Below are 25,705 nucleotides of genomic sequence, written 5' to 3' on the forward strand. Positions count from 1 at the left end.
TTCCCCTACCCGCCCCTTCCCGCACTGGGGCTCCGCCCCAGACCCCGCTCCTCAAACGCCGGAGGGGCTCCATAGGGGGCTGGGGGCGGCGTCAGAGCGCGGCCGCGCCGTGGCTGCGTAGGGACTGGGCGTACTGCTGGAGGACCCACAGCTCGTTCTGTACGGCGGCGAGTTGCTCGGGGTCGGCGTGCGGGCCGCCGAGGCGGGCCAGCGTGCCCTGGACGTCGAGGATCCGGCGGTCGACCGCCCGCAGCCGGACCCGGATCAGCTGCTCGCCCGCGTAGATCTCGTCGACCGTCTTGCGCATGATCGGCTCGACGGCGAGCTCCGTGACCAGCGCCCGCACCGTGTCGTTGGGAGCCGTCTCGCGGACCTGCGCCAGGTAGTCGGACGCGTTCTGCGCACCCTGCTCCGCGCCGCCCGCCTCCTCGATCACCTGGCGTACGGCGGCGTACGGCGGGGCGGTGAACTCGTCGGCCCCGTACGCGTCGAACGCCGGAGAGACCAGCTCGGGGCGCTGGAGGGCGAGCTTCAGCAGCTCGCGTTCGGTGCGGTGCGCGGGGCTGCGCAGATTCAGCGCGGGGCCGCTCGGGACGGCCGGTGCCGCGTCGTACGACGGAGTCGCCCGCCGGTCCTGCGGCGCGGCGGGGCCGCGTCCGCCCCGGTCGCGCGCCCAGCGGGCGAGCTGTGCGACGCGCTTGACCACGAACTGCGTGTCGAGGATGCCGAGGATGCCCGCGAGCTGGACGGCGGACTCGTGCTGGATCGCGATGTTCTTGATGTTGGCGACGATCGGCGCGGCTTCGTCGAGCGCGGCCGCCCGCCCGGCCGGAGTTTCCAGGTTGTGGCGGGAAACGACGTGGCGGATCGCGAACTCGAAGAGCGGCGTACGCGTCTCGACCAGCGACGCCACCGCCGCGTCGCCCTTCGCGAGCCGCAGGTCGCAGGGGTCCATGCCGCCCGGCGTGATCGCGATCGACGTCTCGGCGGCGAACTTCTGGTCGTCCTCGAACGCCCGCAGCGCCGCCTTCTGGCCGGCCGCGTCGCCGTCGAAGGTGAAGACGACCTCGGCCGAGGCGTTGTCCATGAGCAGCCGGCGCAGGATCTTGATGTGGTCGCCGCCGAAGGACGTGCCGCAGGTGGCGATCGCGGTCGTGACGCCGGCCAGGTGGCAGGCCATGACGTCGGTGTACCCCTCGACGACCACCGCCCTGCTGGTCTTGGCGATCTCCTTCTTGGCCAGGTCGATGCCGTACAGCACCTGGGACTTTTTGTAGATCGCGGTCTCGGGGGTGTTCAGGTACTTCGGGCCGTTGTCGTCGTCGCGCAGCTTGCGCGCGCCGAAGCCGACGACCTCCCCCGTGATGTCGCGGATCGGCCACATCAGGCGGCCGCGGAAGCGGTCGATGGGGCCGCGGCGGCCCTCCTGGGAGAGGCCGGAGAGAGTGAGCTCCTTGTCGGAGAACCCCTTGCCTCGCAGGTAGCGGGTCAGGTGGTCCCATCCGGCCGGGCTGTACCCGACGCCGAAGTGCTGCGCGGCGCTCTGCTCGAAGCCGCGCTCGGCCAGGAACTTGCGGCCGATCTCCGCCTCGGCGGAGTCGAGCTGCTCGACGTAGAACTGCGCGGCGGCCTTGTGCGCCTCGACCAGGCGGACGCGCTCGCCGCGCTGGTGGGTCGGGTTGTAGCCGCCTTCTTCGTAGCGAAGAGTGATGCCCGCCAGGGCGGCCAGGCGCTCGACCGTCTCGGAGAAGGAGAGATGGTCGATCTTCATCACGAAGGCGATCGTGTCGCCGCCTTCCTGGCAGCCGAAGCAGTGGAAAAGACCCTTGCTCGGGCTGACCTGGAAGGACGGGGACTTCTCGTCGTGGAAGGGGCACAGGCCCTTCAGATTGCCGCCGCCGGCGCTGCGGAGCTGGAGGTACTCGGAAACAACGGCGTCGATCGGGACCGCGTCCCGGACCGCCTTCACGTCGTCATCGTTGATCCTGCCTGCCACGCGTGAAGTGTACGGCGGTGCTCGGACACTCCCGTCAGGTGATCAACGACGTCAGCTCCACCGACGGGTCGGAGAGGGCGTCGGTGTCCACCCGGGTCCGGGAGCGGATCAGTGCCTGGACGGTCTCGGTGACATCCCACACATTCACGTTCATGCCGGCGAGCACCCGCTGGTCCTTCAGCCAGAAGGCGATGAACTCGCGCTTTCCCGCGACGTCACCGCGGATGACGACCTGGTCGTACGTGCCCGGAGGCGCCCACCCGGAGTACTCAAGACCGAGATCGTACTGGTCGGAGAAGAAGTACGGGATGCGGTCGTACGACACGTCCTGGCCCAGCATCGCCCGGGCGGCGGCCGGGCCGCTGTTCAGCGCGTTGGCCCAGTGCTCGACGCGCAGCCGGGTGCCGAGGAGGGGGTGCTGGGCGGCGGCGACGTCGCCTGCGGCGTAGATGTCGGGGTCGGAGGTACGCAGCGTGGCGTCGACCGCGATGCCGCCGCCGTGCGCGCGGTCCACGAGGGTGAGGCCGGCGGCCTCGGCGAGGGCGGTGCGCGGGGCGGCGCCGATCGCCGCGAGGACGTCGTGGGCGAGGTGCTCGACGCCGTCGTCGGTGCGGGCGGCGAGCACCATGCCGTCCTGGCCGGTGATCTCGGTGAGGCGGGCGCCGAAGTGGAAGCGGACGCCGTGCTCGCTGTGCACGTCGGTGAAGAGCTGGCCGAGTTCGGGGCCGATGACCTGATGGAGGGGGGTCGGCTCGGGTTCGACGACGGTGACCTCGGCGCCGTAACCGCGTGCGGCAGCCGCGACTTCCAGGCCGATCCAGCCGGCCCCGGCGATGATGAGGTGCCCGTTGTCACGGCCGAGGGAGGCCAGTACGCCGCGCAGCCGCTCGGAGTGGGCGAGGCGGCGCAGGTGGTGGACGCCGGCGAGGCCGGTGCCGGGGATGTCGAGGCGGCGCGGCTCGGCGCCGGTGGCGAGCAGGAGCTTGTCGTAGCGGACGGCGGTGCCGTCACCGAGCCCTACCGTCCTGGTCTCCCGGTCGAGATACACGACCGCCTGGCCGAGGTGCAGCTCGATGTCGGCCTGGGCGTACCAGCCGGGTTCGTGGACGAAGACGCTGTCGCGTTCCTCCTTGCCGGCCAGGAACCCCTTGGAGAGGGGAGGGCGTTCGTAGGGATGGTCGCGTTCGTCCCCGATGAGGATCACCCGGCCGGTGAACCCCTCGCTGCGGAGAGTTTCGGCGGCCTTCGCCCCCGCCAGTCCCCCACCGATGATGACGAATGTCAGATCCGCGTCGACCACTTGGTGCCTCCTCCTGTGCCTGCCCACACGCTACGCCGCCGTATTCGAGCGTCCCGCACAGAGCGTGATGGGGGAAGAGGGGGGTGTGCTGTGGGCGTGTCGCGGAGGTGGCTCGCACGTGACGGGCGAGGGGTAGGAGGGGTGGGAGGAGCGGGTGAGGGCATGGAAGAGGTGGCCGCGGACGTCTCCCCCGTTGACAGCCCGCAGCCACCAGGCATCAAGGGTCACGCCGATATGGACGCCGTGCGGGGCTTTCGTGCACAACGCAAAAGGACCGCACTATTCCGGTGACCCGTGAGTACGCTCGTAGCAAGGGAGTTGGGGGGCGCATGTTACGCATCCACTTCACCACCGAGGATCTGAACCGGCTGCGGGTGGCCGCACGGCCGGATCCTCTGTGGGAGATCGTGAACAGCCTTCACCTGCTGCAGAACCGGCAGGGTGCGCTGGTCTTCGATCCCTGGCGGCGTGAGGTACGGGCGGCGATCGCCCGCGCCGGACTCACCGGGACCGTGGCTTCGCTGCACCGGCTGTGCCCGTGTGCGGCGTACCTCCCCGACTTCCTGACGCCGGGCCGGGGCATCCCGGATCTGGAGACCGGTGTCGACCAGGTGTTGTCCACGCCCGTGGCCAGGATGAGCGCGGAACTCGGGCGGCTCTTCGCGGACGGCCCTGTGCCACCGGTCGCCCGGCGGCTGGCCGAGGGGGACGTGGAGACGCTGGAGCGGCTGGGCGACGCGTTGCGCCGTTACTACGCGGTGGCGGTGGAGCCGTACCTGGACGTGATCAGGGCGGCCGTCGACGCCGACCGTCCCGTGCGGGCGGAGGCGGCTCTGTCCCATGGGCCCGAGGGGCTGCTGAGCAGCTACCAGGACTTCGCCTGGCGTGACGACGGGGTGCTGGAGACCGGCTATCCGGTGGACAGCGAACTGAAGCTGGGCGGGCGTTCGCTGACGATGATTCCGTCGTTCTTCTGTATCCGGTATCCCGTTTCACTGGCCGACCAGGAGCTGCCCCCGGTGCTGGTCCATCCGGTGACGCCGGATCCCGGGTGGCTCGCCCTCTCCCGGCCGGGCGGGGCGGGCGGCCCGGGTCCGAAGGGCGCCGGACTGCCGGTGGCGCAGCTCATCGGCCACACCCGGGCGTCCGTCCTGGAGGTGCTGGAGCGGCCGATGACCACCACGCAGCTCGGCGGCGCACTGCGGCTGACGCTGTCGACGGCGAGCCGGCACGCGACGGTGCTGCGGGAGGCGGGGCTGGTCGCCTCCGAGCGGCGCGGCAGCCACGTCGTGCACCGGCGGACGCCTCTCGGTGACGCGATCATGAACGGCGCGGCGTACGGGCCGTGAGCCGGGCGTGCAGGGAGCGGGCGGCGGCGTCCGTGAAGCACGCGATCTGGTCGACGATCACGCGCTTGCGGGCCCTGTCGTCGGGCGCGTCGGCGAAGAGGGCGCGGAACTGGGGGTCGAGGCCCTCGGGGGCGCGGGCCGTGAGGGCCTCGGCCAGCTCGGCGATGACGATGCGCTGGTCGGCGCGGAGCCGTTCCTGTTCGTCGCGCTGCATGACGTAACGGTCGGCGACGGCCTTGAGGACGGCGCACTCGTGGCGCACCTCGCGCGGGACCACCAGCTCGGCGGCGTACCTCGTGAGCCTTCCCGTTCCGTACGCCTGGCGGGTCGCGCCCTCGGCGGACAGGCAGAAGCGGCCGATGAGCTGGCTGGTCGCGTCCTTGAGCCGGGCCTGGGCGACGGCCGACCCGTCGTAGCCGTGCGGCCACCACTCCTCGTCGAGGAGGCGGTCGAGGGCGGCCGCCAGCTCCTCCGGGCTGGTGTCCTCCGGTACGTATCTGCCGATCGCGACCGCGAAGATCTCCTGGCGCTCGGGCTCGGCGAACAGGAAGTTGGGGTCGAGGTGGCCGGCGTGCAGGCCGTCCTCGAAGTCGTGCACCGAATACGCCACGTCGTCGGACCAGTCCATGACCTGGGCCTCGAAGCACTGGCGGTGGGCGGGCGCGTCCTGGCGGACCCAGTCGAAGACCGGCAGGTCGTCTTCGTAGACGCCGAATTTCCCCGAGCTGGGCTCGGTGGGGTGGGCGCCGCGCGGCCAGGGGTACTTCGTGGCGGCGTCGAGGGCGGCGCGGGTGAGGTTGAGGCCGACGCTGACCATCTCGCCGCTCTGTGGTGAGCGTACGAAACGCTTGGGTTCGAGGCGGGTCAGGAGCCGGAGCGACTGGGCGTTGCCCTCGAAGCCGCCGCAGTCCTTGGCGAAGTCGTTGAGTGCCTGCTCGCCGTTGTGCCCGAAGGGCGGGTGGCCCATGTCGTGGGAGAGGCAGGCGGCCTCGACGAGGTCCGGGTCACAGCCGAGGGCGGCGCCCAGCTCGCGGCCGACCTGGGCGCATTCGAGGGAGTGCGTGAGGCGGGTACGGGGGCTGGCGTCCCAGACCTGGCTGCTCGAGCCGGGGGTGACGACCTGGGTCTTGCCCGCGAGGCGGCGCAGCGAGGCGGAGTGCAGCACGCGCGCGCGGTCGCGCTGGAAGGCGGTCCTGCCGGGCCGTTTGTCGGGCTCGGTGGCCCAGCGCTCGGTGGCGGCCGCGTCGTAGAGGGCGGCGTCGAGCTGGGCGGGGGCGAGCTGGACGGAGGAGGAGTGGGCGTCGTGGGACTGAGTGTCGTGGGACTGGGCGTCGTGCGCTGTGCCTTCCATGCACCGACAGTAAACGCAGCCAGTGACAGTCGGGGCTCAGGCGGAGGCCAGTTGGCGCCGGGGCGCCGGGGAACGGGTGGCCACAGCCTGGTCGTAACGGAGCAGGAGGAGCCGCGCCAGGGCCGGGTGCGTGCCGAGCGGCGCGGCCGCGATCCAGGGCGCGGCGGCGGCGCTCTGCGTGGCGAAGCGGCCCGGCGCGGTGAAGTACGAGGCGACGGCGGCCCGGTGGCGGCCACGCGCGGCGAGGGCGCGCAGGGCTTCGGGGACGGTCGGCGAGGCGGCGGACGCGTAGGCGGGGATGACGGGGACTCCGCCGAGGCGTTCGCTGAGCAGGGCGGCGGTGCGGCAGGTGTCGGCGGCGGATTCCGGGTCGCGGGAGCCCGCGGCGGCGAGGACGACGCCGCTTGTGGGGTGCGTGGCGTCGGAGGCCCGCCAGCCGGCCTCGGTGAGGCGGGCGTACAGCGCCTCGACGAGGAGGGGGTGCGGACCGAGCGGGGCGGCTATTCGGGTGCGCAGGTGGGGGGCGGTGGCGGCGGCCTGCGGCAGGTCGTACTTGACGTGGTAACCGCGACTCAGCAGCAGCGGTACGAGCACGGCCTCGCCCGGGTCCAGGTCCGCGAGGGTGCCGGTGAGCAGCGGCTCGTTCAGCTCGATGTGCCCGAGCCGTACGTCGAGCCCCGGGCGCAGCTCGCGGACCCGCGCCAGCAGCGCGGTGACGGTGCGCAGCGCGTGGGGATCGCGGCTGCCGTGGGCGACGGCGACGAGGGTGGGCGGGGACGGCGGCCGGGGCGGGGGCGTGGGCAGGGTCATCGGACGGCGGGTTCCGTTCAGGGAGACGTGCCTCAGCTGCGTGCCGAGCTGGGTGGTGATGCGGGTGAGCAGTTGCGCCGTGCTGTCGAGCGGAAGTGACTCGCGGTGTGCTGCCGACTCCGTCATGGACCGATACTGCCGGGCGCAGGTTGCCGCCTCGTTGCGCGGGCGTGACGGGTTTTTGCGACGGCCTCACCGGGCGGGTGGGGCCGGTGTGCAGGCGGTAAGGAGCAAAAATGGAACGCCAGGCGCAATTGGAATTACTTTTCCATTGGCCGGAATTGCACCTTGCTTTCAGGTTCGGCGCGCGGGATACCAACACCATGACCGAGTCTGCGCGGCCCAGCCGCCGAAACGTCCTCGCCGGCCTGGGCAGCGTCCCTCTGATGCTGGGGGCCCCGCTCTCCGCCCCCGCGGCGCGGCCGGCTGAGAGAGCCGAGAGAGCTGAGACAGCTGAGAGACCGGGGCTGACGCGTACCACTTTGCTCCGCGGAGCGGACGTGGTCCTCACCATGGACCCGGACGTCGGGGAAGGCCCGCTGGGCACGCTCGACCACGCCGATGTGCTGATGCGCGACGGGAAAATCGCCGCCGTGGGGCGGCGGCTGCCCGAGCCGTCCGGGGCAAGGGTGGTGGACGTGAGCGGCCGGATGGTGCTGCCGGGGTTCGTGGACATTCACAATCACCTGTGGCAGTCCAGTATTCGCGGCGGATGCGCGGGTCAGGATCTGTACGGCTGGCTCGCCTCCTGCAACAGCACGACCCTCAGCAAGATCGAAGCCGAGGACATGTACCGCTTCGTCCGCCTCGCCGCGCTCGACGCGCTCCAGGCGGGCGTCACGACCGTCGTGGACTGGGTGCACCCCATCCCGTACGAGACCAGCGAGCGCTACATCAGCGCGCTGGACGAGTCCGGGCTGCGCTTCGTGTACGCGATGATGCAGAGCACCCCGGACACGGACCTCGTCGCCCGGGTGAAGAAGGACCTGCTCGACCCGCTCCCGCTGGCATCGGCCCAGGTCTCCGTCCACGCGGGCATGGCGGGCGTAGACCGGCTGCGCCGGTTCAACGAGCTGGCCCGTGACCTCGGAGTGATGCTCAACTCCCATGTCCTGGAGCATCACAGCGACCGCCGGGACGACCCCGTCCGCGCACTGCGGCTGGCTGGGGCCTTCGGGCCGGATCTGCTGATGAACCACGCGATCCATCTCACCGATGACGAGATCACGCTGATCGCCGAGCATGACGTCCGGGTGGCCCACTGCCCGCTGAGCAACATGCGGCTGGCCTCAGGCATCATGCGGCTGCCCGCGCTGCACGCACGCGGCGTGAAGGCGGGGCTGGGCCATGACGGGGGAACCAACGACACGTCCGACATGTTCAACCTGATGAAGGCGGCCCTGGGACTGCAGCGGGCGCTGCACCAGGACCCCGAGGTGCACCCGACGATTCCGGCCGTACTGCGCATGGCGACCCTGGGCGGCGCGGAGTGCGTCGGTATGGCGGACCGCATCGGTTCGCTCACGCCGGGCAAACGCGCGGACGTGGTCGTCCTCGACCCGGGCACGCTCAACTTCGCACCACGCTTCGACTGGATCAACCAGATCGTGCTCAACGGGCAGCCGCCCAACGTCAGTCACGTCTTCGTGGACGGCCGGATGCGCAAGGCGCACGGCGAGCTGCTGGGCGTCGACACGGACACCGTCATCAGGGAAGCCGAGCTGGCGGCCACCCATGTCCGTGGTCGGTAGCACCCGGACCTTCGCCTACACCCCGAACAGCTCCCGGCAAGGTTCCAGCCCCGTCACCTCCACTGGCACCGTCCGGTGCGCCTCCCAGTCGTCCCTGGTCAGCCGCAGCCGCAGCGACGTCCTGGCCTCACCCCGTACCGACTCGACCATCAGGCCGTCCGGCCGGTAGCCGAGCTTCTCCGACACCCGTAGCGAACGCGGGTTGTCCGTCATCGCCGCGGAGGTGACATGCCGGGCCCCGAGGCCCTCGAACGCCAGATGCAGCACGGCCGCACGCATCTCCGTACCGATGCCGCGCCCCTGGTGCGCAAGCCCCAGCCAGGAGCCGGTCTCGCCCTCCCTGGTCACCGGGAAGTCCTCCGTCATCAGGTCCTGCCTGCCGACGGTCTTCCCCTCGCACCGCACGGCGAGGCTGAGCGTCCACTTCTCCGGCTGCCACTGCGCGATCGTGCCCAGCACGTGCTGGAAGGTCGCCCGCGCGCGGTCCTGCGGCGCCCCGTCCGTCCACGGCACCGAGAACGGCATGGATGCCTCATCGTGTACGCCGTCGGCCGCCACGCCGGCCAGTTCGTCGAGCACCGCGCCGTCCGGCAGCGTCAGCTCGAGGCGCGGAGTCGTGATCCGGAGCCCGTACAGGGGCCAGAATTGTGTCGCCATAGCGAAATGATTCCAGTCGGGGGCGGGAAAGACATGCGATTTTCACTGGGCAAGGCAGGCAAGGCAGCACAGCGGTGGGCGGGCGAGCGGCTCAAGGGCCGCCGCCTCATACCCCGAACCCGCCGCGCCCAACGGCGTACCGTCCAGGCGCTCATGCTCGCCGCCGTCTTCGCGCTGGCGCCGGCGACCTGGCTGCACGCCGTCGCCGACAGCCGGGTCAGGACGACGGCCGATGCCCCGGCCCGCGACGTGGTCGTCGTCTTCGGGGCCGGCCTCTGGCGGGGCGGCCCGTCGCCGTACCTCGCGAACCGCCTCGACACCGCCGCCGAGCTCTACCGGGTGGGCAAGGCGAAGGTCGTGCTGGTGACCGGGGACAACAGTCGGACGGAGTACGACGAACCGGACGCCATGCGCGCCTACTTGGTCGCGCAGGGCGTGCCCGACAAGCGCATCGTCAGCGACTTCGCGGGCTTCGACACCTGGGACTCGTGCGTACGCGCCAAGAAGATCTTCGGCGTGAACCGGGCCGTGCTGGTGAGTCAGGGGTTCCACATCCGCCGGGCGATCGGGCTGTGCCGGGCCGCCGGCATCGACGCGTACGGAGTCGGCGTCGACGCCCGGCGCGACGCGACCTGGTACTACGGCGGCGTACGGGAGATCCTCGCGGCCGGCAAGGCGGCGCTCGATGCCGCGACCGAACCCGATCCGCGCTTTCTGGGGCGCCGGGAATCCGGTGTGGCCGAAGCGCTGGCAGACGCGTCGGGGCGCTGACAGACTGACGGCCGACAGGTATGCCGAATAGGCATACGCATCCATTCTGATCAGGGGTTGGTCGTCGTGTCCGCTGCTGTCGTTGATCTGAGCAACAAGGTCGTCCTCATCACCGGCGGGGCCCGCGGCCTCGGCGCCGCCACCGCGCAGGCCGTCGTAGACGGCGGCGGGAAGGCTGTCATCACCGACGTACTGGAGGAGGAAGGCGCCGCGACCGCCGAGAAGCTCGGCGACGCGGCGCGTTTCATACGGCACGACGTGACCAGCGAGAGCGACTGGCAGGCGGCGCTGGACTTCACGGTCGCCGAGTTCGGGAAGATCGACGGCCTGGTCAACAACGCCGGGATAGCCACCGGTCAGTTCCTGGAGCACGAGAGTGTCGAGCACTTCCGCCAGGTCGTCGAGATCAACCTGGTCGGGGTCTTCATCGGCATGAAGACCGCGATTCCGCTGATGCGGGCGGGTGGTGACGGCGACTGTGACGGCGGCGGCGGCGGGTCCATCGTCAACATCTCGTCGGCGGCCGGACTCACCGGCCTCGCGATGACCGCCGGTTACGGCGCCTCCAAGTGGGGCGTGCGGGGCCTGTCGAAGATCGGCGCGGTCGAGCTGGCGGAGGCCAAGATCCGGGTCAATTCGGTGCATCCCGGAATGACGTACACCCCGATGACCGCCCCCGTCGGCATCCAGACCGGCGAGGGCAACTACCTGGGCACCCCCATGGGGCGGGTCGGCGTACCGGAGGAGATCGCGGCCGCGGTGGCGTTCCTGCTGTCCGACGCGGCGGCGTACATGACGGGCTCCGAGCTGGCGGTGGACGGCGGCTGGACGGCCGGGATGACGGTCGGGTACCTCACCGGGCAGTAGGGCGCGGGTGGTTGGGGAGCAGGTACACCAGGACGGTGGCGGCGATCGCGATGACGCAGGTGAATACGGAGGACATCGCCAGGGCGTGTCCCGCCGCCGTCGCTGCCGCCTGGGGCGCGTGGTGCGCGGAGGGATGGAAGGAGTCGAAGAACACGACTCCGATGACGGCCACGCCCAGCGCGCCGCCGACCTGTTGGGCGGTGGAGAGGACTCCGGAGGCGATGCCCGCGTCGTCGGGGTCGATTCGCGTCAGGACCGCGTTGAGCGCCGGGGTGATGAGCAGTCCGCCACCGACGCTTTGCAGCATGAGCGTCGGGATGATGACCCCCGGCGTGAACGGGAGGCCTCCGGCCAGGACGATCGCGGTTGCCGCGTAGCCGGCGGCGAGCACGACCGCCCCGGCCTCCAGGACCCGGCGGCCGTACTTCGGCACGAGCCTGCTCGCGAGCATGCTGAAGACGAAGAAGGTCACGGCGGCCGGGGCGTAGACCAGCCCCGCCCCGAGGGCCGACATGCCGAGTCCGTCCTGCAGTGCGATCGACAGCACGAGGTAGTACGAGGTGAGGACGGCGTAGAGGGCGAGGACGAGGACGATGCCTACGGAGAACGACCGCGAGGCGAAGAGTGAGATCCTCACCAGCGGGTCGCCGCCCCGCCTCCCCACCCCCCGTTCGATCCGCACGAAGAGGGCGAAGCCGAGGGCGCTCGCGGCGAGGCCGGCCCACGTCCACCAGGGCCGGCCCGCTTCAGGTCCCTGGATGAGCGGGAAGGCGAGCAGGAAGAGCGCGGCGCTCAGGACCACGACTCCGGGGAGGTCGAGCCTGCGCGCGAACGCCGCCCGGGATTCCGGCAGGTGCCTGGCCGCCAGCAGTACAGTCACGATTCCGATCGGGACGTTGATCCGGAACACCGACCGCCAGCCGGAGTCGAAGACGTCGGCGCCGATCAGCAGCCCGCCGATGAGTTGGCCGCCGATGGTGGCGAGCCCGATCACGACTCCGAGCACGCCGAAGGCGCGGTGCCGGTCCTTCTCTCCGACCAGCCCGGTGATGGCGGCGTACACCTGAGGGAGCATCAACGCGGCTCCCAGGCCCTGGACGAGACGCGCGGCAATCAGGCCGGCCGCCGTCGGGGAGACGGCGCACGCGACCGATGCCAGGGTGAACAGCGTCATGCCCGCGACGAACATGCGTTTGCGGCCGAGCATGTCGCCGAGGCGGCCGCCGGTGATGAGGAACACGGCGTACGTGAGCTGATAGCCGGCCAGGATCCATTGCAGCTCGCCGTCGGATGCGCCGAGGTCGGCCTGGATCGCGGGCCCGGCGACGATGACGATGAAGGAGTCGAGGATCGCCATGAACGCGCCGGCCAGCACGATCGCCACGGCCGGCCACGGTGTGGTGGCGGCGGTGGCGGCCGGCGGCGCGGCGGGTCGCGGTCGGACCGGTTCATCGACGTTCGTCACGCGGTGACTCCCTGGTTCGCCTCGAGCACGGCCGCCAGCGCCTTGACGACCTCGGCGGCCATCACGGCCTGGCCCGAGGTGGCGAAGTGGATCCGGTCGGCGCTCAGCAGATCCGGCCGGGAATTGACCGGGTGGTCCCACATGTCGATGAGCACGGCATCGTGCTCCGCGGCCAGTCCGCGGGTGATGGCGTTGAGCCTGCGCACTCTGTCCTGCCAGTCCGGGAACTGGGGCACCACAAAAGCCTTGCCCAGCGTGAAGACCGTCAACTGGGCGCCGGTGCCCGCGGCCAGTTCGTACACGCGCCGCAGCGTCTGCTCGATTCGCGTGAAGTCGGGCTCCGGACGGAACAGGTCGTTGGCGCCGCACGGCACATGGACCAGGTCCGGTTCGTACGCGATCAACCGGTCCACCTGCGTCGCAAGCGTTCCGGCGGTCGTCGCCCCGATCTCGGCGGAGTTCAGGTACGCCAGATCGGGGCGCACGCGGCGAAGGATGTCGGCGAGGCGGTCGGCCCACCCGAGGCCGGCGTAGCCGGGGCTCGGGTCTCCGGTCCCCGCCGAGAGGCTGTCGCCGATCACCGCGAACCGGCGCCAGGGCGCGTCGGCGAGGAGCTGCGCGGCGGTCGCCGGCGACAGGCAGTAGGGGTCGGACTCTTCGGTGAGGGAAGTCGCTGTGGCAGTCACAAACAAAACGTACGATCGGTCGTACGTTAAGCGCAAGGGTGTGGCAGGATGGCCACGTGAGCGAGCCAACGGAGCGGTCGGTCGACAGTGCCGACGCGGGGGGAACGGCAGGGGGAACGTCCGACGGGCGGCTCCTGCGTGGCGCGCGGACCAGGCAGACGATCGCCCGCCACGCCGCCGACGTGGCCTCGCTGGAGGGGCTCAGCGGGCTCAGCATCGGCCGGCTGGCAACAGACCTCGGTCTCAGCAAGAGCGGCGTCCAGACCCTGTTCGGTACGAAGGAGACCTTGCAGGTCGCCGCCGCCGAGTCCGCACGCGAGGCCTTCCTCGACGCGGTCGTCCGCCCCGCGTCGGCCGCCCCTCCCGGCGCCGCCCGGCTGCGCGCGCTGACCGAGCGCTGGATCGCGTACGTCGAGACGCCGCTCTTCCCCGGCGGCTGTTTCTGGGTGGCGAACCTCGCGGACTTCGACAGCCGGCCCGGGAAGGTCCGTGACGCGCTGTTCGGTCACCACCGGGACTGGCTCGGTGTCCTCGCGGGCGAACTGCGCCAAGCCGTCCGCACCGGCGAGATCGACGACCTGGACGCCGACCTCGCGGCGTTCCAGATCGACGCGGTGCTCACCGCCGCGAACATCGCCCTGCGCCGTGGCGACAATGAGGCCGTGGGCAAGGCGCGCCGCGTGGTGGACGGCTTCCTCGCGCCTCCGCACTGAGCGAGTCGCAGCATGCCGCCTCACCGATCGGCGGCGGCGAGGGGGAGCGGGGCGTACCGGGGGCGTAACACCCGGGCACCCGTCGCCGTAACACTGCCGTCGCATGCTGACGGCATGCCCCGCCCTTCCCCGGCCCCCACCCAGGCCACGCCCCCCGCCTCGACCGCCACCCACTGCCCGTACTGCGCGCTCCAGTGCGGAATGAACCTGCGCGCGGCAGCGGACGGCGCCGACGTGGTGGAAGTCGTCGAGCGTACGGACTTCCCCGTGAATCGGGGCGCCCTGTGCGGCAAGGGCCGTACGGCGCCCGCAGTGCTCTCCTCCCGGGTGCGCCTGACCGAGCCACTGGTCCGTCGCCCCGCCACAGGCAGGCTCGAACCGGCCACCTGGGAGGAGGCCCTTTCCAAGATCGCGGAGGGTCTGGGTCGTACACGACAGGTGTACGGCCGCGACGCCGTCGGCGTCTTCGGAGGCGGCGGTCTCACCAACGAGAAGGCGTACGCGCTGGGGAAATTCGCCCGCGTCGTCCTGTCCACGTCCCAGATCGACTACAACGGCCGCTTCTGCATGTCGTCGGCCGCCGCCGCCCACCAGAAGGCCTTCGGCCTCGACCGCGGTCTGCCCTTCCCCCTGGAGGACATCCCGCGCACCGGCTGCGTGATCCTCGTCGGGTCGAACCTCGCCGAGACGATGCCGCCCGCACTCCGCTACCTCACCGAGCTGAAGGAGAACGGCGGCAAGCTCATCGTCGTCGACCCGCGCCGCACCCGTACCGCCGAACAGGCCGACCTGCACCTCGCACCGCGCCCCGGCACCGACCTGGCGCTCGCGCTGGGCCTGCTGCACATCGTCGTGGCGGAGGGCCGTACGGACGAGGCCTTCATCCAGGACCGTACGGCCGGCTGGGACGAGGCCCGGGCGGCGGCCATGGGGCACTGGCCCGAGCTCGTCGAGCGCATCACCGGCGTCCCGGTCCCGCAACTCCGCGAAGCGGTAGGCATGTTCAGCGACGCGGCGACCGGCATGGTCCTCACCGCGCGCGGCCCCGAGCAGCAGTCCAAGGGCACCGACACCGTCGGCGCCTGGATCAACCTCTGCCTCGCCACGGGGCGCGCCGGCCGCCCCATGTCCGGTTACGGCTGCCTCACCGGCCAGGGCAACGGGCAGGGCGGCCGCGAGCACGGCCAGAAGGCCGACCAGCTGCCCGGCTACCGCAAGCTCACCGACCCCGCCGCGCGCGAGCACGTCGCGGGGGTGTGGGGCGTGGACCCGGACAGCCTCCCCGGCCCGGGCCGCAGCGCGTACGAACTCCTCGACGCACTCGGCGGCGACATCAAGTCCCTCCTCCTCATGGGCTCGAACCCGGTCGTCTCCGCGCCGCGCGCCGCCCACATCGAGGAGCGCCTGCGCTCGCTGGACTTCCTCGCGGTGGCGGACGTGGTCCTCTCCGAAACGGCGGCGCTGGCGGACGTCGTCCTGCCCGTCACCCAGTGGGCGGAGGAAACGGGCACCACGACGAACCTGGAGGGGCGTGTCCTGCTGCGGCGCAAGGCGATCGACCCGCCGCCCGGTGTACGTACGGACCTGGAGGTCCTGCACTCCCTCGCGTCGCTGCTCGGACACGAGAAGGGCTTCCCGGTCGACCCCGAGGAGGTCTTCGCCGAACTGCGCCGCGCGTCGGCGGGCGGCCCGGCCGACTACTCGGGGATCTCGTACCGCCGGATCGCCGAGGAGGACGGCGTCTTCTGGCCCTGCCCGGACACGGCAGCGGATGACGACCACCCCGGTACGCCCCGACTCTTCCTCGACCGTTTCTCAACCCCCGACGGACGCGCCCGCTTCGTCCCCGTCACGCACCGCCCGGCGGCGGAGGAACCGGACGCCGAGTATCCGATTCTCCTCACCACCGGCCGGGTCGTCGCCCAGTACCAGTCCGGCGCCCAGACCCGCCGCGTCGACGAACTCAACGCGGCCGCGCCCGGCCCGTTCGTAGAGCTGCATCCGCGGCTCGCACAGCGCCTGGGCGTGTCGGAGGGCGAGCGGCTGGCGGTGGTGTCGCGGCGCGGGCGGGCGGTGGCCCCGGCCCGGATCACCGAGGCGATCCGCTCGGACACGATCTTCATGCCGTTCCACTGGCCGGGCGAGGGCCGGGCCAACACCCTGACGAACCCGGCGCTGGACCCGACGTCACGTATGCCGGAGTTCAAGGTGTGCGCGGTAAGGATCGAGCGCGAGCCGCAGGACTGATCAGGATCACGGACCGCTGTTCTCCGGGATGGCGGTCTCCTGCTCCACCCACGCCAGGTACTCCGCGCTGCCGCGCACGACGGCCGTGGCGATGATCTCGGGCGTCTCGTAATCGTGCGCGTCCTTCAGGTGTGCCTCCAGATCGGCGTACCGCACGCCCGCCGTCTTGAACACCACCTGCCACTCCTCGGCGGTCTCCGTCACGCCCTCCCACCAGTAGACGGAGGCCACCGGCCCGATGACCTGCGCACAGGCGGCCAGTCGCGCGTCGACGGCGTCACGCGCGAGCACCAGCGCCTTCTCGCGGCTGTCGGTCATGGTCAGTACGGTCAGCCATTCGGCCCCTGCGGTGTCGGACGCTGTCACGAACGTTCTCCTCACGGATGGACTCCTGCGTGCCGGGGCCGGTCAGGCCGCGAAGGCGAATTCCGCCTCGGGCCGCCGCCCCAACTCGAACCAGAGCAGTTTCCCGCCGAGCCCGGCCCCGACGGAGAAGCCACCCCAGCTGTCGGCACACAACTGCACGAGAAGCAGCCCCCGCCCACCGGTGGAGTCGTCCGGTTCCGGGAGGAACGGCAGCAGCGTGGGCGGCTTGTCGAAGGGCGCGGGAATCACGGGATTGGTGTCCCACACACTGACCCGCAGCCGCCCTTCGCGCATGGACCGCATCCGCAGGGAGGAGGGGCCGTCGGAATGACGGTAGGAGTTGGTGACCACCTCGGAGGTCAACAGCTCGGCGGTGTCGATCAGTTCCCCCATCCCGTGCCCACCGAGCACGGCCCGCAAAGTCATACGAGCAACGCGCGGAGCACGGGGATGGTGCGGCAGATGAAGGGCGTACGCCCAGGGTTCGGGCGAGGATACGGTGGCCATGAACGCCTCCTGTGGAAGGACGGAATTGACCCCAATTACTCTCGGCACCACGCGGTGGCAATGCCGCCCCGATGGGGGGCGGTGCGCTTCCGATCTCACGGCACCCGAACAGCAAGTGGCTTGAGTTCCACCATAGAGCGCTGAATGAGATAGTTGCCATCAATCCATAGAGATGCTTGCCAATCTGCCCCTTGTGGGTGACACGGGCACACTGCGTGCACACGAAGAGGGAGCCTCATGCCAGCCAGCGCCGCCCCCACCCTGCGTCAGCGCCGTCTCGGTGCCGAGCTGCGCAAACTCCGTGAGCACGCTGGTCTGACCGCCACCACGGCCGCCACGCACCTCGGCGTCAACCAAGCGCGAATCAGCAGCATCGAAGCCGGCCGCTACGCCGTCAGCGCCGACCGGGTCCGAGCCTTCGCCCGCGCCTATTCATGCGCAGACGACCAACTGGTGGAGGCCCTCGCGGCCATGACCGGCGGCCGCAAGCGCGGCTGGTGGGACGATCACCGAGAACTTCTGCCCGCCGTATTTGCCGACCTGGCGGAACTGGAGCACCACGCCGCCGCGTTGAGGGTGGCGCTGGTGATTCACATCCCAGCGCTTCTCCAGACGCCGGACCACGCCCGGGCGCTGTTCAACACCGTTGTCCCGCCTCTGCGCCCGTACGAAATGGAGCACCGGATCTCCCACCGCATCAAGCGACAAGAGATCCTCTACCGGGATCCTCCGATCCCGTACGCCGCGAACATCCACGAAGCCGCGCTTCGCATGGGCTTCGGTGAAGCCGCAACAGCCCGAGCCCAGCTCAAGCACCTCATCGCGATGAGTGAGCGCGACAACATCACTATCAGGGTGATCCCCTTCGGCAACGGCACGTTCCCGGGCAACGGCCAGTCGATCGACTACGTGTCCGGCCCTGTGCCGCAGCTCGACACTGTGCAACTCGACGTCCACCATGGATGCGATTTCCTGGATGCCGAAGCCCAGTTGGCGAAGTACCGCTCCGTCTTTGACCGCATGGAGGAGAGCGCTTTGACCCCTTGCGCGTCCCGCGAGTTCATCCACCGCATCGCACAGGACATCTGAGAGAGGAACCACCGTGCCCACGCTGCCCTGGCAAAAGTCCTCCTACAGCGGTGACAGCTCCAACTGCCTGGAAATCGCCGCCGCCGAAACAAGTGGCATCAAACTCCGCGAGAGCGACGACCCGGTGGTCATACTGACCGCCACCCAGCAAGGACTCCACCGCCTCATACGCGCACTCAAGACCGACATCTTCACCCACCGCTCGGACCACCGCGCCTGAGAGCGGGCACCCGTGCGCGGTCCGGGTGCGTCGCTTCCGCCTGTACGCCGAAGCGCTCCCGCGATGGCCGCAAGCGGCACGGCTGAGACGGATGAGGCCGGAGGGGCGATGGAATTCACCAAGTGCCGGGTTCATCGCACTCGAACCCCATGCCGGGTGCCGGCATGTTGCCCGCAGCTTTGAAGCCGGGTCGTTGAGACAGGGCAGCAGGTCCACCCCGCCGACGGCTCGTCCCGCCGGTATTCCATAACCTCCTCCTATGAGCGCCGCCGTGCACATCCCGGAGTATCTGAAGGGGGACTGCGAGCTGGTCGCGGGCGAGGTTCTCGCGCGAGAACCCGCCTTCTGGCTCGCCCATGTCCTCGATCCAGGTCATGGAGGCGCGACGGTTCCACGGACAATCGCCCGGAACCCCTCAAGACGCCTCATGCGTCCACTCCTTACTGTACGGATGAAGGACACACAGATCTTGAGGGGGAACTGTATGGCTGAGTTGCGTGACGGTGAGCGGGGTTACGCCGCCGATCCCGAAGCGATCAAGAAGGCCGGCGGTGATGCGCTGGAAATCCGGCAGGCCCTGCTGGCCGCGGCGGAGCCGACCTGCACCGCGACGCGTCGAGCGGCTGGGGGCGTGGACGGCTGGCTGAGCGAGGACCAGTTGAAGAGCACCGCGCGGCTGTGGGACGAACAGAACAATGCCCTCGCCGAGAGGATCGGGCGCACCGGCGGGAACCTGCAGTACAACAGCCAGAACTACCGGGCGGCGGAAGTGGTCAACTCGTCCGGCATGCAGGGTGGTGACATCCCTTGGGGATGACGGTCGCCCAATTGGAAGGGGCCGACGCCGGCCCGGTGCTCAAGGCGGCGGAAGCCTGGGCCGAACAGGTCAGGAAGCTCAAGGATCTGGCCTATCGCTATCGGACCGAGGTCAAGGACGTCCTCGAGAAGAGCGGCTGGTCGGGCCCCGCGTATGAGGCGGCCCGCAGCAACTGGGTGGCGGAACTCACTCAGTTGGAGTTCGCACAGGAAGAGGCCGACGCCATTCGGCTGGCCCTTGAGATGGCCGTGGCCGACATCCGCACCGCACAGCAGCACCTGCGCGCGGGCCTGAAGAAGGCCCGCGAGAACGGCGCGGAGGTCGCCCCGGACGGAAGCCTCGACTTGCCGCCGGCGTTGATCCACGACCCCGACTACCGCAGCGGTCCCGTCCGGGACAACCTGGCAGAGGCGCATACCCAGATCCAGGACGCGCTACGGATGGGCGACAAGGCCGACGAACGGATCGCCTGGGACCTCAAGGACGACGGTGGCACGCGCCGGGACGCGTTCAACGACGTCGTGCACGTGGGGCGGCGCAAGAGCCCCAAGGAGATCCTCCGCGAGTACCAAGTCACCGACGACCCACGTGGAGTGACGGACTACTTCGGCGAGCAGATCACCCAGGGCGAGGAGAATCTGCTCAGTGACCTGAGTGTCGTCGAGAAGAGCGACTTCAAGGACATCAAGGAGCGCGCCTGGGCGGAGTGCCAGGCCCGCTTCCCCGAGGACGGCAACGACGGTCACATGGACGCCTTCAGGCATGCGTACTGGAACGCGCTGATGACCAAGCGGTTCGGCCCCGAGTGGACCGAGCAGTACGGGACCGCGCACGAGCGCCTGCCGGGGAACCCGAGGGACCGGGAGGCCATGGACCTCTACAACAACGAGGTCGGGCGCCGCATCGCCATGAACAACCCGACGGACACACCGGCCCAGTTGGCCGCGAAGATCCAGTCGGCGGTGCAGCTCGGCACGACCGTGGTGATGGACCGCGAAGGGAACCTCGTGGCCAGTGACAAGGTGGAGATCGGAGAGCACGGGCACAGCAACGGGGTGAAGGGCGGCGCCCACGAGGGCAGGGACCCGGGCGACCCGGGCCCGGGGAGCTAGGGCGTGGGCATGCGGGGCGTCCGCAAGTTGTGGCTGGTCGCGGTGGCGGCACTGGCCTTGGCGCTGGTGGTCGCCTGGTATTTGTTCATCAGGGAGACACCACTGTCCAGTACGACAGACAAGGCCCTCCAAGCGAAGCTGGACGCGGCGGTGCGGACACCGGAGGCGGTGCCATTGTCCGGCTTGACCGGGTTCGACTGGGACCGGGTGCAGGTCTTCGCGTACGGGACGGACAGCGATGACATCTCCGACGCGGTGGGGGACCCGGTCGACTGGTCGGTCTCCGCGACGTCGTACGAAGGCCCTTCGCTCTGGGTGTTCAGCGAGAACGGCGAGGCAGTGCGCGCAGTGCAACTCGACGCGAACGTTCCGCAGGGCGGGTCGAGTTGGCCGCGCGGGGTCAAGGTGTCCGGTGGCCCGGACACGAACGTGGTGACGCTGGAGCTGTCTGCACGCGCCAGCGCTGGGGGCGTGTTCCCTCGCACGAAAGGGTTGGCGTCGGCCGGGCCCTAGTAGGGTCGGGGACTGGCGCGGTGGCTGATGCTCCGTTTCCAGTCCCCGACCCTACTCGGGCGTGTACGCCAACTTCGAGGACGAGAGCAACGCCGACTTCTTCGTCCGCCACCCCACGTGGGGGCGTCTCGGTTACCTCGGGCAGCGCGGCGTCGACGAGGCCGGCCCCGGACTGTCCTGGGCCGAGCTCATCACTCTCGCCGCGAGCAAGCAGGACGTCGGCGAAGGTCTGTCCGATGCATCCGAGCGCCTCCTGCTCCTGCGTGACACCGTGGCGCGAGCGCTTTCCTGCTGTGGGATACGTTCAGACGCGGCCAGTGATCTGGCCGCGTCCCTGCTGAGCAAACAGGCGTCGATCGGCGAACCCCGGTGGACCGTGACTGGCGACAGCCCGATCGCCGTGTGCTCGTCCCAGTACAGCCCGCGCCACGTACCGCTTGCCCTGTGTATCACCCCGGACCAGGCCCACGCTCCGGCCAAAGCCCTCAAGGGTCCGGTTACCCCTGTCGCATCCGGAGCCTTCTCCGGCCGAGACGCCAGGCAGCAAGAGGTTATGGAACACCGGCCGGACGAGTCTTCCCGCGGAGACGTGTTCCTGAACCTGAGCCGAGCCCGGCGCCAGACCCGCCACGTCGACGATTCAACGCAGCCGCGGCCTTGTCCGGCGGGTCTCGGCTCTGTCCCGCCCTCCCCCAGCTTCCGCTCAAGGCAGGGGGCCGACACCGAGCTGAGGTGCTGGCGGCAACGCGGATTCCGCCTATGTCCCTGAGGTTGGGGGCCAGGTTTCCCCGGGCTGCTGTCCGTGGTGTTCGCTGTGGAAGCCGGAAGCGGCCGCGCGGTTACTTCCAACCACCGCCGGCGAAGTCGTGCACCTCCCAGCGGGAGTGATCGCTGTCGTGAGTAATGCAGGAAACCCGGTCCCAGTTCTCTTTCGACGAAGAGAGCAAGCCGACAGGCACGACATATTCCCGCGTGGTCGCCCCTAGGCGACAACGCTGCCATGCCATAAACCTATAGCTAGCCCCCTCAGCCAGGAGCGACCACTTGAAATTGGCTGATTCCGAGGCGAAACAGATATCTCGCGCAGTGTCGTCCTCGGGCACGGACCCGCCTCCGGAGTAAACCACCCCGTGTGGGCGGAGGTAACGTTCGGCCATTTCACTGTTCGTCGCCTTCAGCGAAAACAGTGTTGTTTTCACTTCGGACGACGGATCAAGGTGATGCACTTCAATATCTTCCAGTTTAAACTTTACGGGGGTTCCCAGCGCCTGAAAATGAGGGCTCGACTCGTTGTTGTTTTGATCCCGCGCACAGATCGTCGCGCCATCAGGAACCCTGACATGCTGAGGACCGTCCCAGTACGCACCCTCCCCAAGATAAAAACTTGAACTGTTCCATTTCCGGAGCCCTGGCAGCCAGCCCTGAAACGTCCCGGATGGGTACATGTAGAATTCTACGGAGCGCGGATTGACGTCCTTGGGGAACCTCGGCACTTCGCGCTTACAGCCGCGCCACCAGAACTCAAGCATCAAGGGGAGGAAAGTAGCCGCATTCGGTTGGGGTGCGACGTGATGCTCGTCCAATTTCTTTTGTAGAAGTTTACATTTCTCATCATTGCCCGAATAGAAGGCCTCATTTCCGCCCGCCTCCCTCAGCTCATCGACATATTCGCGGATGAGTTTCTTCGCTTCTGCCTCGGCTGATGATTCGCTCACGGCTTGGATCCTGTTCGTCGCTGGCAAGGCATACGACATAAAAAGCTATCCGGATCACACCCCGCACCTGCATAATTGCGACGATTCCACCCGCATGGGCGAACCTGCGCGGTGCTTTCTTACGGGCCCCTGCGGCGTGCTGATGGGCGGATGCCGCTCCAGCCGCACCGATCACCCCGCCCCACACCCAGGTGCAACGACCCAGCACCACTGCAGTCGGTGATCCACCGGACAGAACCTTGGCGACCCGAGCCCATACCGGGCTGTCGTCATGCAACGAACCCAGCACCTGACGCTCCCCACAACCTTCCCCACCTACACAAAATGGGGCAAAAAAAGAGGTCTCAGGTTGGCCTCTGCCGGGTTCGTCCCATCCCGCCCGACCGAGATCCTCGAAACCGGCCGAGAGTATCGAGTCGGCCACCCGCGAGCCTGGTTCCTTGTCCGGCGGGGCCGTCGACAGACCACCCACCCCTGGGCAGCCCTCCCCCACCCACACCAGCAACGCGCTTGAGGCTCCATCGACCACCGGTCGGGGCGGACGCCACACTCGCCCGAGTCGCCCCATTCAACTGCCGCGCCCCACCCGCGCAGCTCAGGAGTGCGCAGGTCGACCCGACCGGCCGGCCGTCTGCCGGCGTGGGTGCTCGTGTGCGTGGGAATGGGGATGTCGCACCAGCGGCCGTTGCCGCACCCGCCGAGACTGGGGCCGCGCCGCCCGCTCAACCTGCCGCGCCCCATCCACTCAGCCGCAAGCCACCGAGCCGACCCGCGCCACTCCCCCAGCCCCTGTGCAGGGCGTTTTTCTTTGGGCCGTCCCCGTATAAGCGTTAGCGGTGGGCCGGGGCGGCGGGTCAAGGGTGGGCCGAAGGCACATCGCGCAGCGACGCGACCGTAGGGAGCGCCCTTGACGCGCCGTCACGGCCCACCGACACTCGAGCGCTCGGGACGGCCCGAAACCCCCGGAAGCAAGCCTTGGTTACCAACCCCCTACGCAGCGCCGCCCCCGCCGTCACACCACCGCCGCCAGGAGTTCGTCGTGCGTGCCCTGTTCGGCTATCGCGCCGTCCTCCAGTACCAGGATCACGTCCGCGTCGCGGATCGTCGAGAGGCGGTGGGCGATGACGAACGACGTGCGGCCCTCGCGCAGAGAGTTCATCCCGCGCTGGATGAGGACCTCCGTGCGGGTGTCCACCGAGCTGGTCGCTTCGTCCAGGATCAGGATGGACGGTGAGGTGAGGAACGCCCTGGCGATCGTGAGCAGTCGCTTTTCCCCCGCACTCAGGTGGGCGCCCTCCTCGTCGATCACCGTGTCGTACCCGTCCGGCAGGGTGCGGATGAAGCGGCCGACGCTCTTTAGCGACAGTCGCGCCAGCTTCGTCTCCGCCTGCTCGTGCAGCCGGTAGCCGACCCGCTGCACGACCACCATCGCCAGCCGCAGCGCGGAGCCTGCCGTCACCGCGAGGGCCAGGGCGAGGGCCTCCCCCACCGCCCGGAAGTCGATGCCCGCCGGGCGGCCGGTGGCGCCCGCGACCACGAGGTCCGTCGCGTGGCCGAAGATCTTGGGGCTCAGTACGGCGAGGGCGACGGCCGCCACGCCCGCCGCGAGGACGACAAGGAGCAGAGGGGCGCAGTCGGGTGCGCAGAAGTCGGATCAGCATGCGGTGTGTGCGCCGCCCTCAGCCGGTGTACGGACGGACGGACTTGGCGTCGCGCAGGGCGTGCGCCCACCAGGTCAGCTGGTTGAGGAGGGCCTTGGCGGCGGTGTTGGGGGCGGACGGGTCCTTGTGCTGTCCGTCCTCGTCGAAGTGGGACCACGGGCCGTGGAAGCTGACGGTGTCGCGGATGGTGGTGGCGTGCATCTCGGCGAAGACCTGGCGCAGTTGCTCGACGGCGCGCAGGCCGCCGGACATTCCGCCGTAGGAGACGAAGCCGACGGGCTTGGCGTGCCATTCGCTGCCGTGCCAGTCGATGAGGTTCTTGAGGCCGGCGGGGAAGGAGTGGTTGTACTCGGGGGTGAGGACGACGAAGGCGTCGGCGGCGGCGAGCCGCGGGGAGACCTGCGTGAGGACGGCCTTGATCTCGTCGGACGGGTTGAAGGAGAGGGCGGTCGGCAGGTCGATGCCGGCCACGTCGATGACGTCGATGTCGAGGTCGTCGTGCTCGGCGGCCCGGGAGACGAACCAGTCGGCGATGACGGGGGCGAAGCGGCCCTCTCGGTTGCTGGCGATGATGACGGCGACGCGCAGTCGCGGGGCGCGTGCTTCGGAGTTGTCGGTGGAAGACGTGCTGATCTGGGCTGATTCGTGCGTCGTGATGTCCATACGGAAAGACTCGTACCTCAACCAAGATTGAGGTCAAGCCGTTCCGGCGGACATCTCTCCACTCACCTTTACGGTTTTACGGTGGCCGCATGACCACATCTCCCGCACCCACACCCGCACCCGCCACTCCCCACATCGAGGTCGACGGCCGCAAGGTCGCCACCGCGGACGACCTCCTCGTCCCCACCCTGTACGGCGGTTACGCCCACTTCACCGCCATGCAGGTCAGAGACGGCCGGGTACGCGGACTGCGCCTGCACCTCACGCGGCTCGACGCCGCCACCCAGGAGGTGTTCGGCGCCGGGCTCGACTTGGAGCTGGTGCGCGAGCGGGTGCGGCACGCGCTCGACGGGGCGGGGGTGCGGGACGCCGCGGTGCGTGTGTACGTGTTCTGGGCCCCGGGGGCCGAGGCGGCCACCCTCATGGTGACCGTCCGCCCGCCTGCCACCATGCCGTCGGCGCCGCAGGCCCTGATGTCGGTCCCGTACGAGCGCCCCTTCCCGCACCTCAAACACCTGGGCAGCTTCGCCCAGACCCACTACGGGCACCTCGCGCGGCGCGAGGGATTCGACGACGCGCTGCTGACGGGTCCCGGTGGGGTCGTGACCGAGGGCGCGATCACCAATATCGCTTTCTACGACGGCACTTCGGTCGTCTGGCCCGACGCGCCGTCGCTGCACGGCGTCACCATGGCCCTGCTCGAAGCCCGGCTCCCGGAGTACGGGCTGCGGTCGGTGCGGGAGCGGGTGACGGTGGGCGGGCTGGCCGCGTACCGGGCCGCGTTCGTTACCAACTCGCAGGGGATTGCTGCGGTGCGGCGTATCGACGAGAGGGAGTTCGCGGTCGACGAGGAGCTGATGGAGACGGTCATGTCGGTGTACGGCGCGACGCCGTGGGAGGCGGTCTGAGGGGGGCGGGTGCGGTGGCATTTTGCGGCTCCGCCGCGTGAGGGGCGCTGCCCCGGACCCCGGTCCTCAAACGCCGGACGGGCTGAAGCGAGCCGGGGGGTAGCTGGGGCTCCGCCCCAGACCCCGCTCCTCAAACGCCGGAGGGGCTGGATAGTGCCGGGCTGGGGCTGG

23 protein-coding genes and 1 pseudogene are annotated in these 25,705 nt (G+C 69.7%); 12 read left to right on the forward strand and 12 right to left on the reverse strand.

Annotated elements, in window-relative coordinates; translation table 11 throughout:
* Nucleotides 1-91: 91 nt before the first annotated feature.
* On the reverse strand, nt 92-1,996 hold the full coding sequence (dnaG, locus tag ABZX79_RS28810) for a DNA primase (protein ID WP_214976257.1): 1,905 nt from the start codon (nt 1,994-1,996) through the stop codon (nt 92-94).
* Nucleotides 1,997-2,030: 34 nt separating this feature from the next.
* The gene (locus ABZX79_RS28815; protein ID WP_355263847.1) at nt 2,031-3,296 is read right to left on the reverse strand and encodes an FAD-dependent oxidoreductase; all 1,266 of its coding nucleotides are present in this window, start codon (nt 3,294-3,296) and stop codon (nt 2,031-2,033) included.
* A 329-nt stretch (nt 3,297-3,625) separates the two neighbouring features.
* Between ABZX79_RS28815 and ABZX79_RS28820 the strand changes: the two genes are divergently transcribed.
* Nucleotides 3,626-4,645: a winged helix-turn-helix domain-containing protein gene (locus ABZX79_RS28820; protein ID WP_355263850.1), complete on the forward strand. Its 1,020-nt coding sequence runs from the start codon at nt 3,626-3,628 to the stop codon at nt 4,643-4,645.
* Here the strand turns inward: ABZX79_RS28820 and ABZX79_RS28825 are convergent.
* Both ABZX79_RS28825 and ABZX79_RS28830 read right to left on the reverse strand, forming a co-directional pair.
* Entirely contained in the window at nt 4,617-5,996 is a 1,380-nt protein-coding gene (locus tag ABZX79_RS28825) for a deoxyguanosinetriphosphate triphosphohydrolase (protein WP_355263853.1), read from the reverse strand. The genes ABZX79_RS28820 and ABZX79_RS28825 overlap by 29 nt on opposite strands.
* Nucleotides 5,997-6,032: 36 nt before the next feature.
* Nucleotides 6,033-6,932 (reverse strand): sirohydrochlorin chelatase, encoded by a 900-nt coding sequence (locus ABZX79_RS28830; RefSeq protein ID WP_355263856.1) that lies wholly within the window; start codon nt 6,930-6,932, stop codon nt 6,033-6,035.
* A gap of 374 nt (nt 6,933-7,306) precedes the next feature.
* On the opposite strand from ABZX79_RS28830, the gene ABZX79_RS28835 reads away from it, so the two are divergent.
* Complete coding sequence (locus ABZX79_RS28835) at nt 7,307-8,557, forward strand: amidohydrolase family protein (RefSeq protein WP_355263859.1); 1,251 nt, start codon at nt 7,307-7,309, stop codon at nt 8,555-8,557.
* Between the two features lie 15 nt (nt 8,558-8,572).
* On the opposite strand, the gene ABZX79_RS28840 is transcribed toward ABZX79_RS28835, so the two are convergent.
* Nucleotides 8,573-9,214: a GNAT family protein gene (locus ABZX79_RS28840; RefSeq protein ID WP_355263862.1), complete on the reverse strand. Its 642-nt coding sequence runs from the start codon at nt 9,212-9,214 to the stop codon at nt 8,573-8,575.
* A 33-nt stretch (nt 9,215-9,247) separates the two neighbouring features.
* Here ABZX79_RS28840 and ABZX79_RS28845 point away from each other — a divergent pair, with 33 nt between their 5' ends.
* Nucleotides 9,248-9,985, forward strand: coding sequence for an ElyC/SanA/YdcF family protein (locus tag ABZX79_RS28845; protein ID WP_355263865.1), 738 nt, complete (start codon nt 9,248-9,250; stop codon nt 9,983-9,985).
* A gap of 66 nt (nt 9,986-10,051) precedes the next feature.
* Nucleotides 10,052-10,852: an SDR family oxidoreductase gene (locus ABZX79_RS28850; protein WP_355263868.1), complete on the forward strand. Its 801-nt coding sequence runs from the start codon at nt 10,052-10,054 to the stop codon at nt 10,850-10,852.
* Here the strand turns inward: ABZX79_RS28850 and ABZX79_RS28855 are convergent.
* Nucleotides 10,839-12,317, reverse strand: a complete 1,479-nt coding sequence (locus ABZX79_RS28855) for an MFS transporter (protein WP_355263871.1) — start codon at nt 12,315-12,317, stop codon at nt 10,839-10,841. The two genes, ABZX79_RS28850 and ABZX79_RS28855, sit on opposite strands and share 14 nt — an antisense overlap.
* A complete protein-coding gene (locus tag ABZX79_RS28860; protein ID WP_355263874.1) occupies nt 12,314-13,003 on the reverse strand; it encodes an SGNH/GDSL hydrolase family protein in 690 nt (229 codons plus the stop codon). Before ABZX79_RS28860 ends, ABZX79_RS28855 begins: the two co-directional genes overlap by 4 nt.
* Before the next feature lie 56 nt (nt 13,004-13,059).
* Here ABZX79_RS28860 and ABZX79_RS28865 point away from each other — a divergent pair, with 56 nt between their 5' ends.
* Nucleotides 13,060-13,716, forward strand: coding sequence for a TetR/AcrR family transcriptional regulator (locus ABZX79_RS28865; protein ID WP_355263877.1), 657 nt, complete (start codon nt 13,060-13,062; stop codon nt 13,714-13,716).
* 114 nt (nt 13,717-13,830) lie between these two features.
* On the forward strand, nt 13,831-15,963 hold the full coding sequence (locus tag ABZX79_RS28870) for a molybdopterin oxidoreductase family protein (RefSeq protein ID WP_355263880.1): 2,133 nt from the start codon (nt 13,831-13,833) through the stop codon (nt 15,961-15,963).
* Nucleotides 15,964-15,969: 6 nt separating this feature from the next.
* Here the strand turns inward: ABZX79_RS28870 and cutA are convergent, their stop codons facing one another.
* Together cutA and ABZX79_RS28880 are read right to left on the reverse strand one after the other, a co-directional pair.
* A complete protein-coding gene (gene cutA / locus ABZX79_RS28875; protein WP_355263927.1) occupies nt 15,970-16,281 on the reverse strand; it encodes a divalent-cation tolerance protein CutA in 312 nt (103 codons plus the stop codon).
* A 90-nt stretch (nt 16,282-16,371) separates the two neighbouring features.
* On the reverse strand, nt 16,372-16,836 hold the full coding sequence (locus ABZX79_RS28880; protein WP_355263883.1) for an ATP-binding protein: 465 nt from the start codon (nt 16,834-16,836) through the stop codon (nt 16,372-16,374).
* Between the two features lie 237 nt (nt 16,837-17,073).
* Between ABZX79_RS28880 and ABZX79_RS28885 the strand changes: the two genes are divergently transcribed.
* From ABZX79_RS28885 to ABZX79_RS28905, 5 genes are all read left to right on the forward strand, one after another.
* Nucleotides 17,074-17,925: a helix-turn-helix transcriptional regulator gene (locus tag ABZX79_RS28885; RefSeq protein WP_355263886.1), complete on the forward strand. Its 852-nt coding sequence runs from the start codon at nt 17,074-17,076 to the stop codon at nt 17,923-17,925.
* Between the two features lie 13 nt (nt 17,926-17,938).
* Nucleotides 17,939-18,145 carry a DUF397 domain-containing protein gene (locus ABZX79_RS28890; RefSeq protein ID WP_355263889.1) on the forward strand — a complete coding sequence of 69 codons (207 nt, stop codon included), beginning with the start codon at nt 17,939-17,941 and terminating at the stop codon, nt 18,143-18,145.
* Between the two features lie 484 nt (nt 18,146-18,629).
* Nucleotides 18,630-18,962, forward strand: a complete 333-nt coding sequence (locus ABZX79_RS28895; protein ID WP_355263892.1) for a hypothetical protein — start codon at nt 18,630-18,632, stop codon at nt 18,960-18,962.
* The gene (locus ABZX79_RS28900) at nt 18,959-20,074 is read left to right on the forward strand and encodes a hypothetical protein (RefSeq protein WP_355263895.1); all 1,116 of its coding nucleotides are present in this window, start codon (nt 18,959-18,961) and stop codon (nt 20,072-20,074) included. The genes ABZX79_RS28895 and ABZX79_RS28900 overlap by 4 nt, the downstream gene beginning before the upstream one ends.
* Nucleotides 20,075-20,077: 3 nt before the next feature.
* The gene (locus tag ABZX79_RS28905; protein WP_355263898.1) at nt 20,078-20,587 is read left to right on the forward strand and encodes a hypothetical protein; all 510 of its coding nucleotides are present in this window, start codon (nt 20,078-20,080) and stop codon (nt 20,585-20,587) included.
* 839 nt (nt 20,588-21,426) lie between these two features.
* Here the strand turns inward: ABZX79_RS28905 and ABZX79_RS28910 are convergent.
* The 3 genes and pseudogenes from ABZX79_RS28910 to ABZX79_RS28920 form a co-directional block, all read right to left on the reverse strand.
* Entirely contained in the window at nt 21,427-22,302 is an 876-nt protein-coding gene (locus tag ABZX79_RS28910; protein WP_355263901.1) for a hypothetical protein, read from the reverse strand.
* A gap of 1,012 nt (nt 22,303-23,314) precedes the next feature.
* A pseudogene (locus ABZX79_RS28915) lies at nt 23,315-23,647 on the reverse strand (ATP-binding cassette domain-containing protein); the annotation flags it as partial.
* A 334-nt stretch (nt 23,648-23,981) separates the two neighbouring features.
* The gene (locus ABZX79_RS28920) at nt 23,982-24,626 is read right to left on the reverse strand and encodes an NAD(P)H-dependent oxidoreductase (protein WP_355263904.1); all 645 of its coding nucleotides are present in this window, start codon (nt 24,624-24,626) and stop codon (nt 23,982-23,984) included.
* A gap of 89 nt (nt 24,627-24,715) precedes the next feature.
* Between ABZX79_RS28920 and ABZX79_RS28925 the strand changes: the two genes are divergently transcribed.
* Nucleotides 24,716-25,534 carry an aminotransferase class IV gene (locus ABZX79_RS28925; RefSeq protein WP_355263907.1) on the forward strand — a complete coding sequence of 273 codons (819 nt, stop codon included), beginning with the start codon at nt 24,716-24,718 and terminating at the stop codon, nt 25,532-25,534.
* The last annotated feature ends 171 nt before the right edge of the window (nt 25,535-25,705 follow it).

Source organism: Streptomyces sp. NPDC002994, assembly GCF_040611155.1.
Taxonomy (GTDB): domain Bacteria; phylum Actinomycetota; class Actinomycetes; order Streptomycetales; family Streptomycetaceae; genus Streptomyces.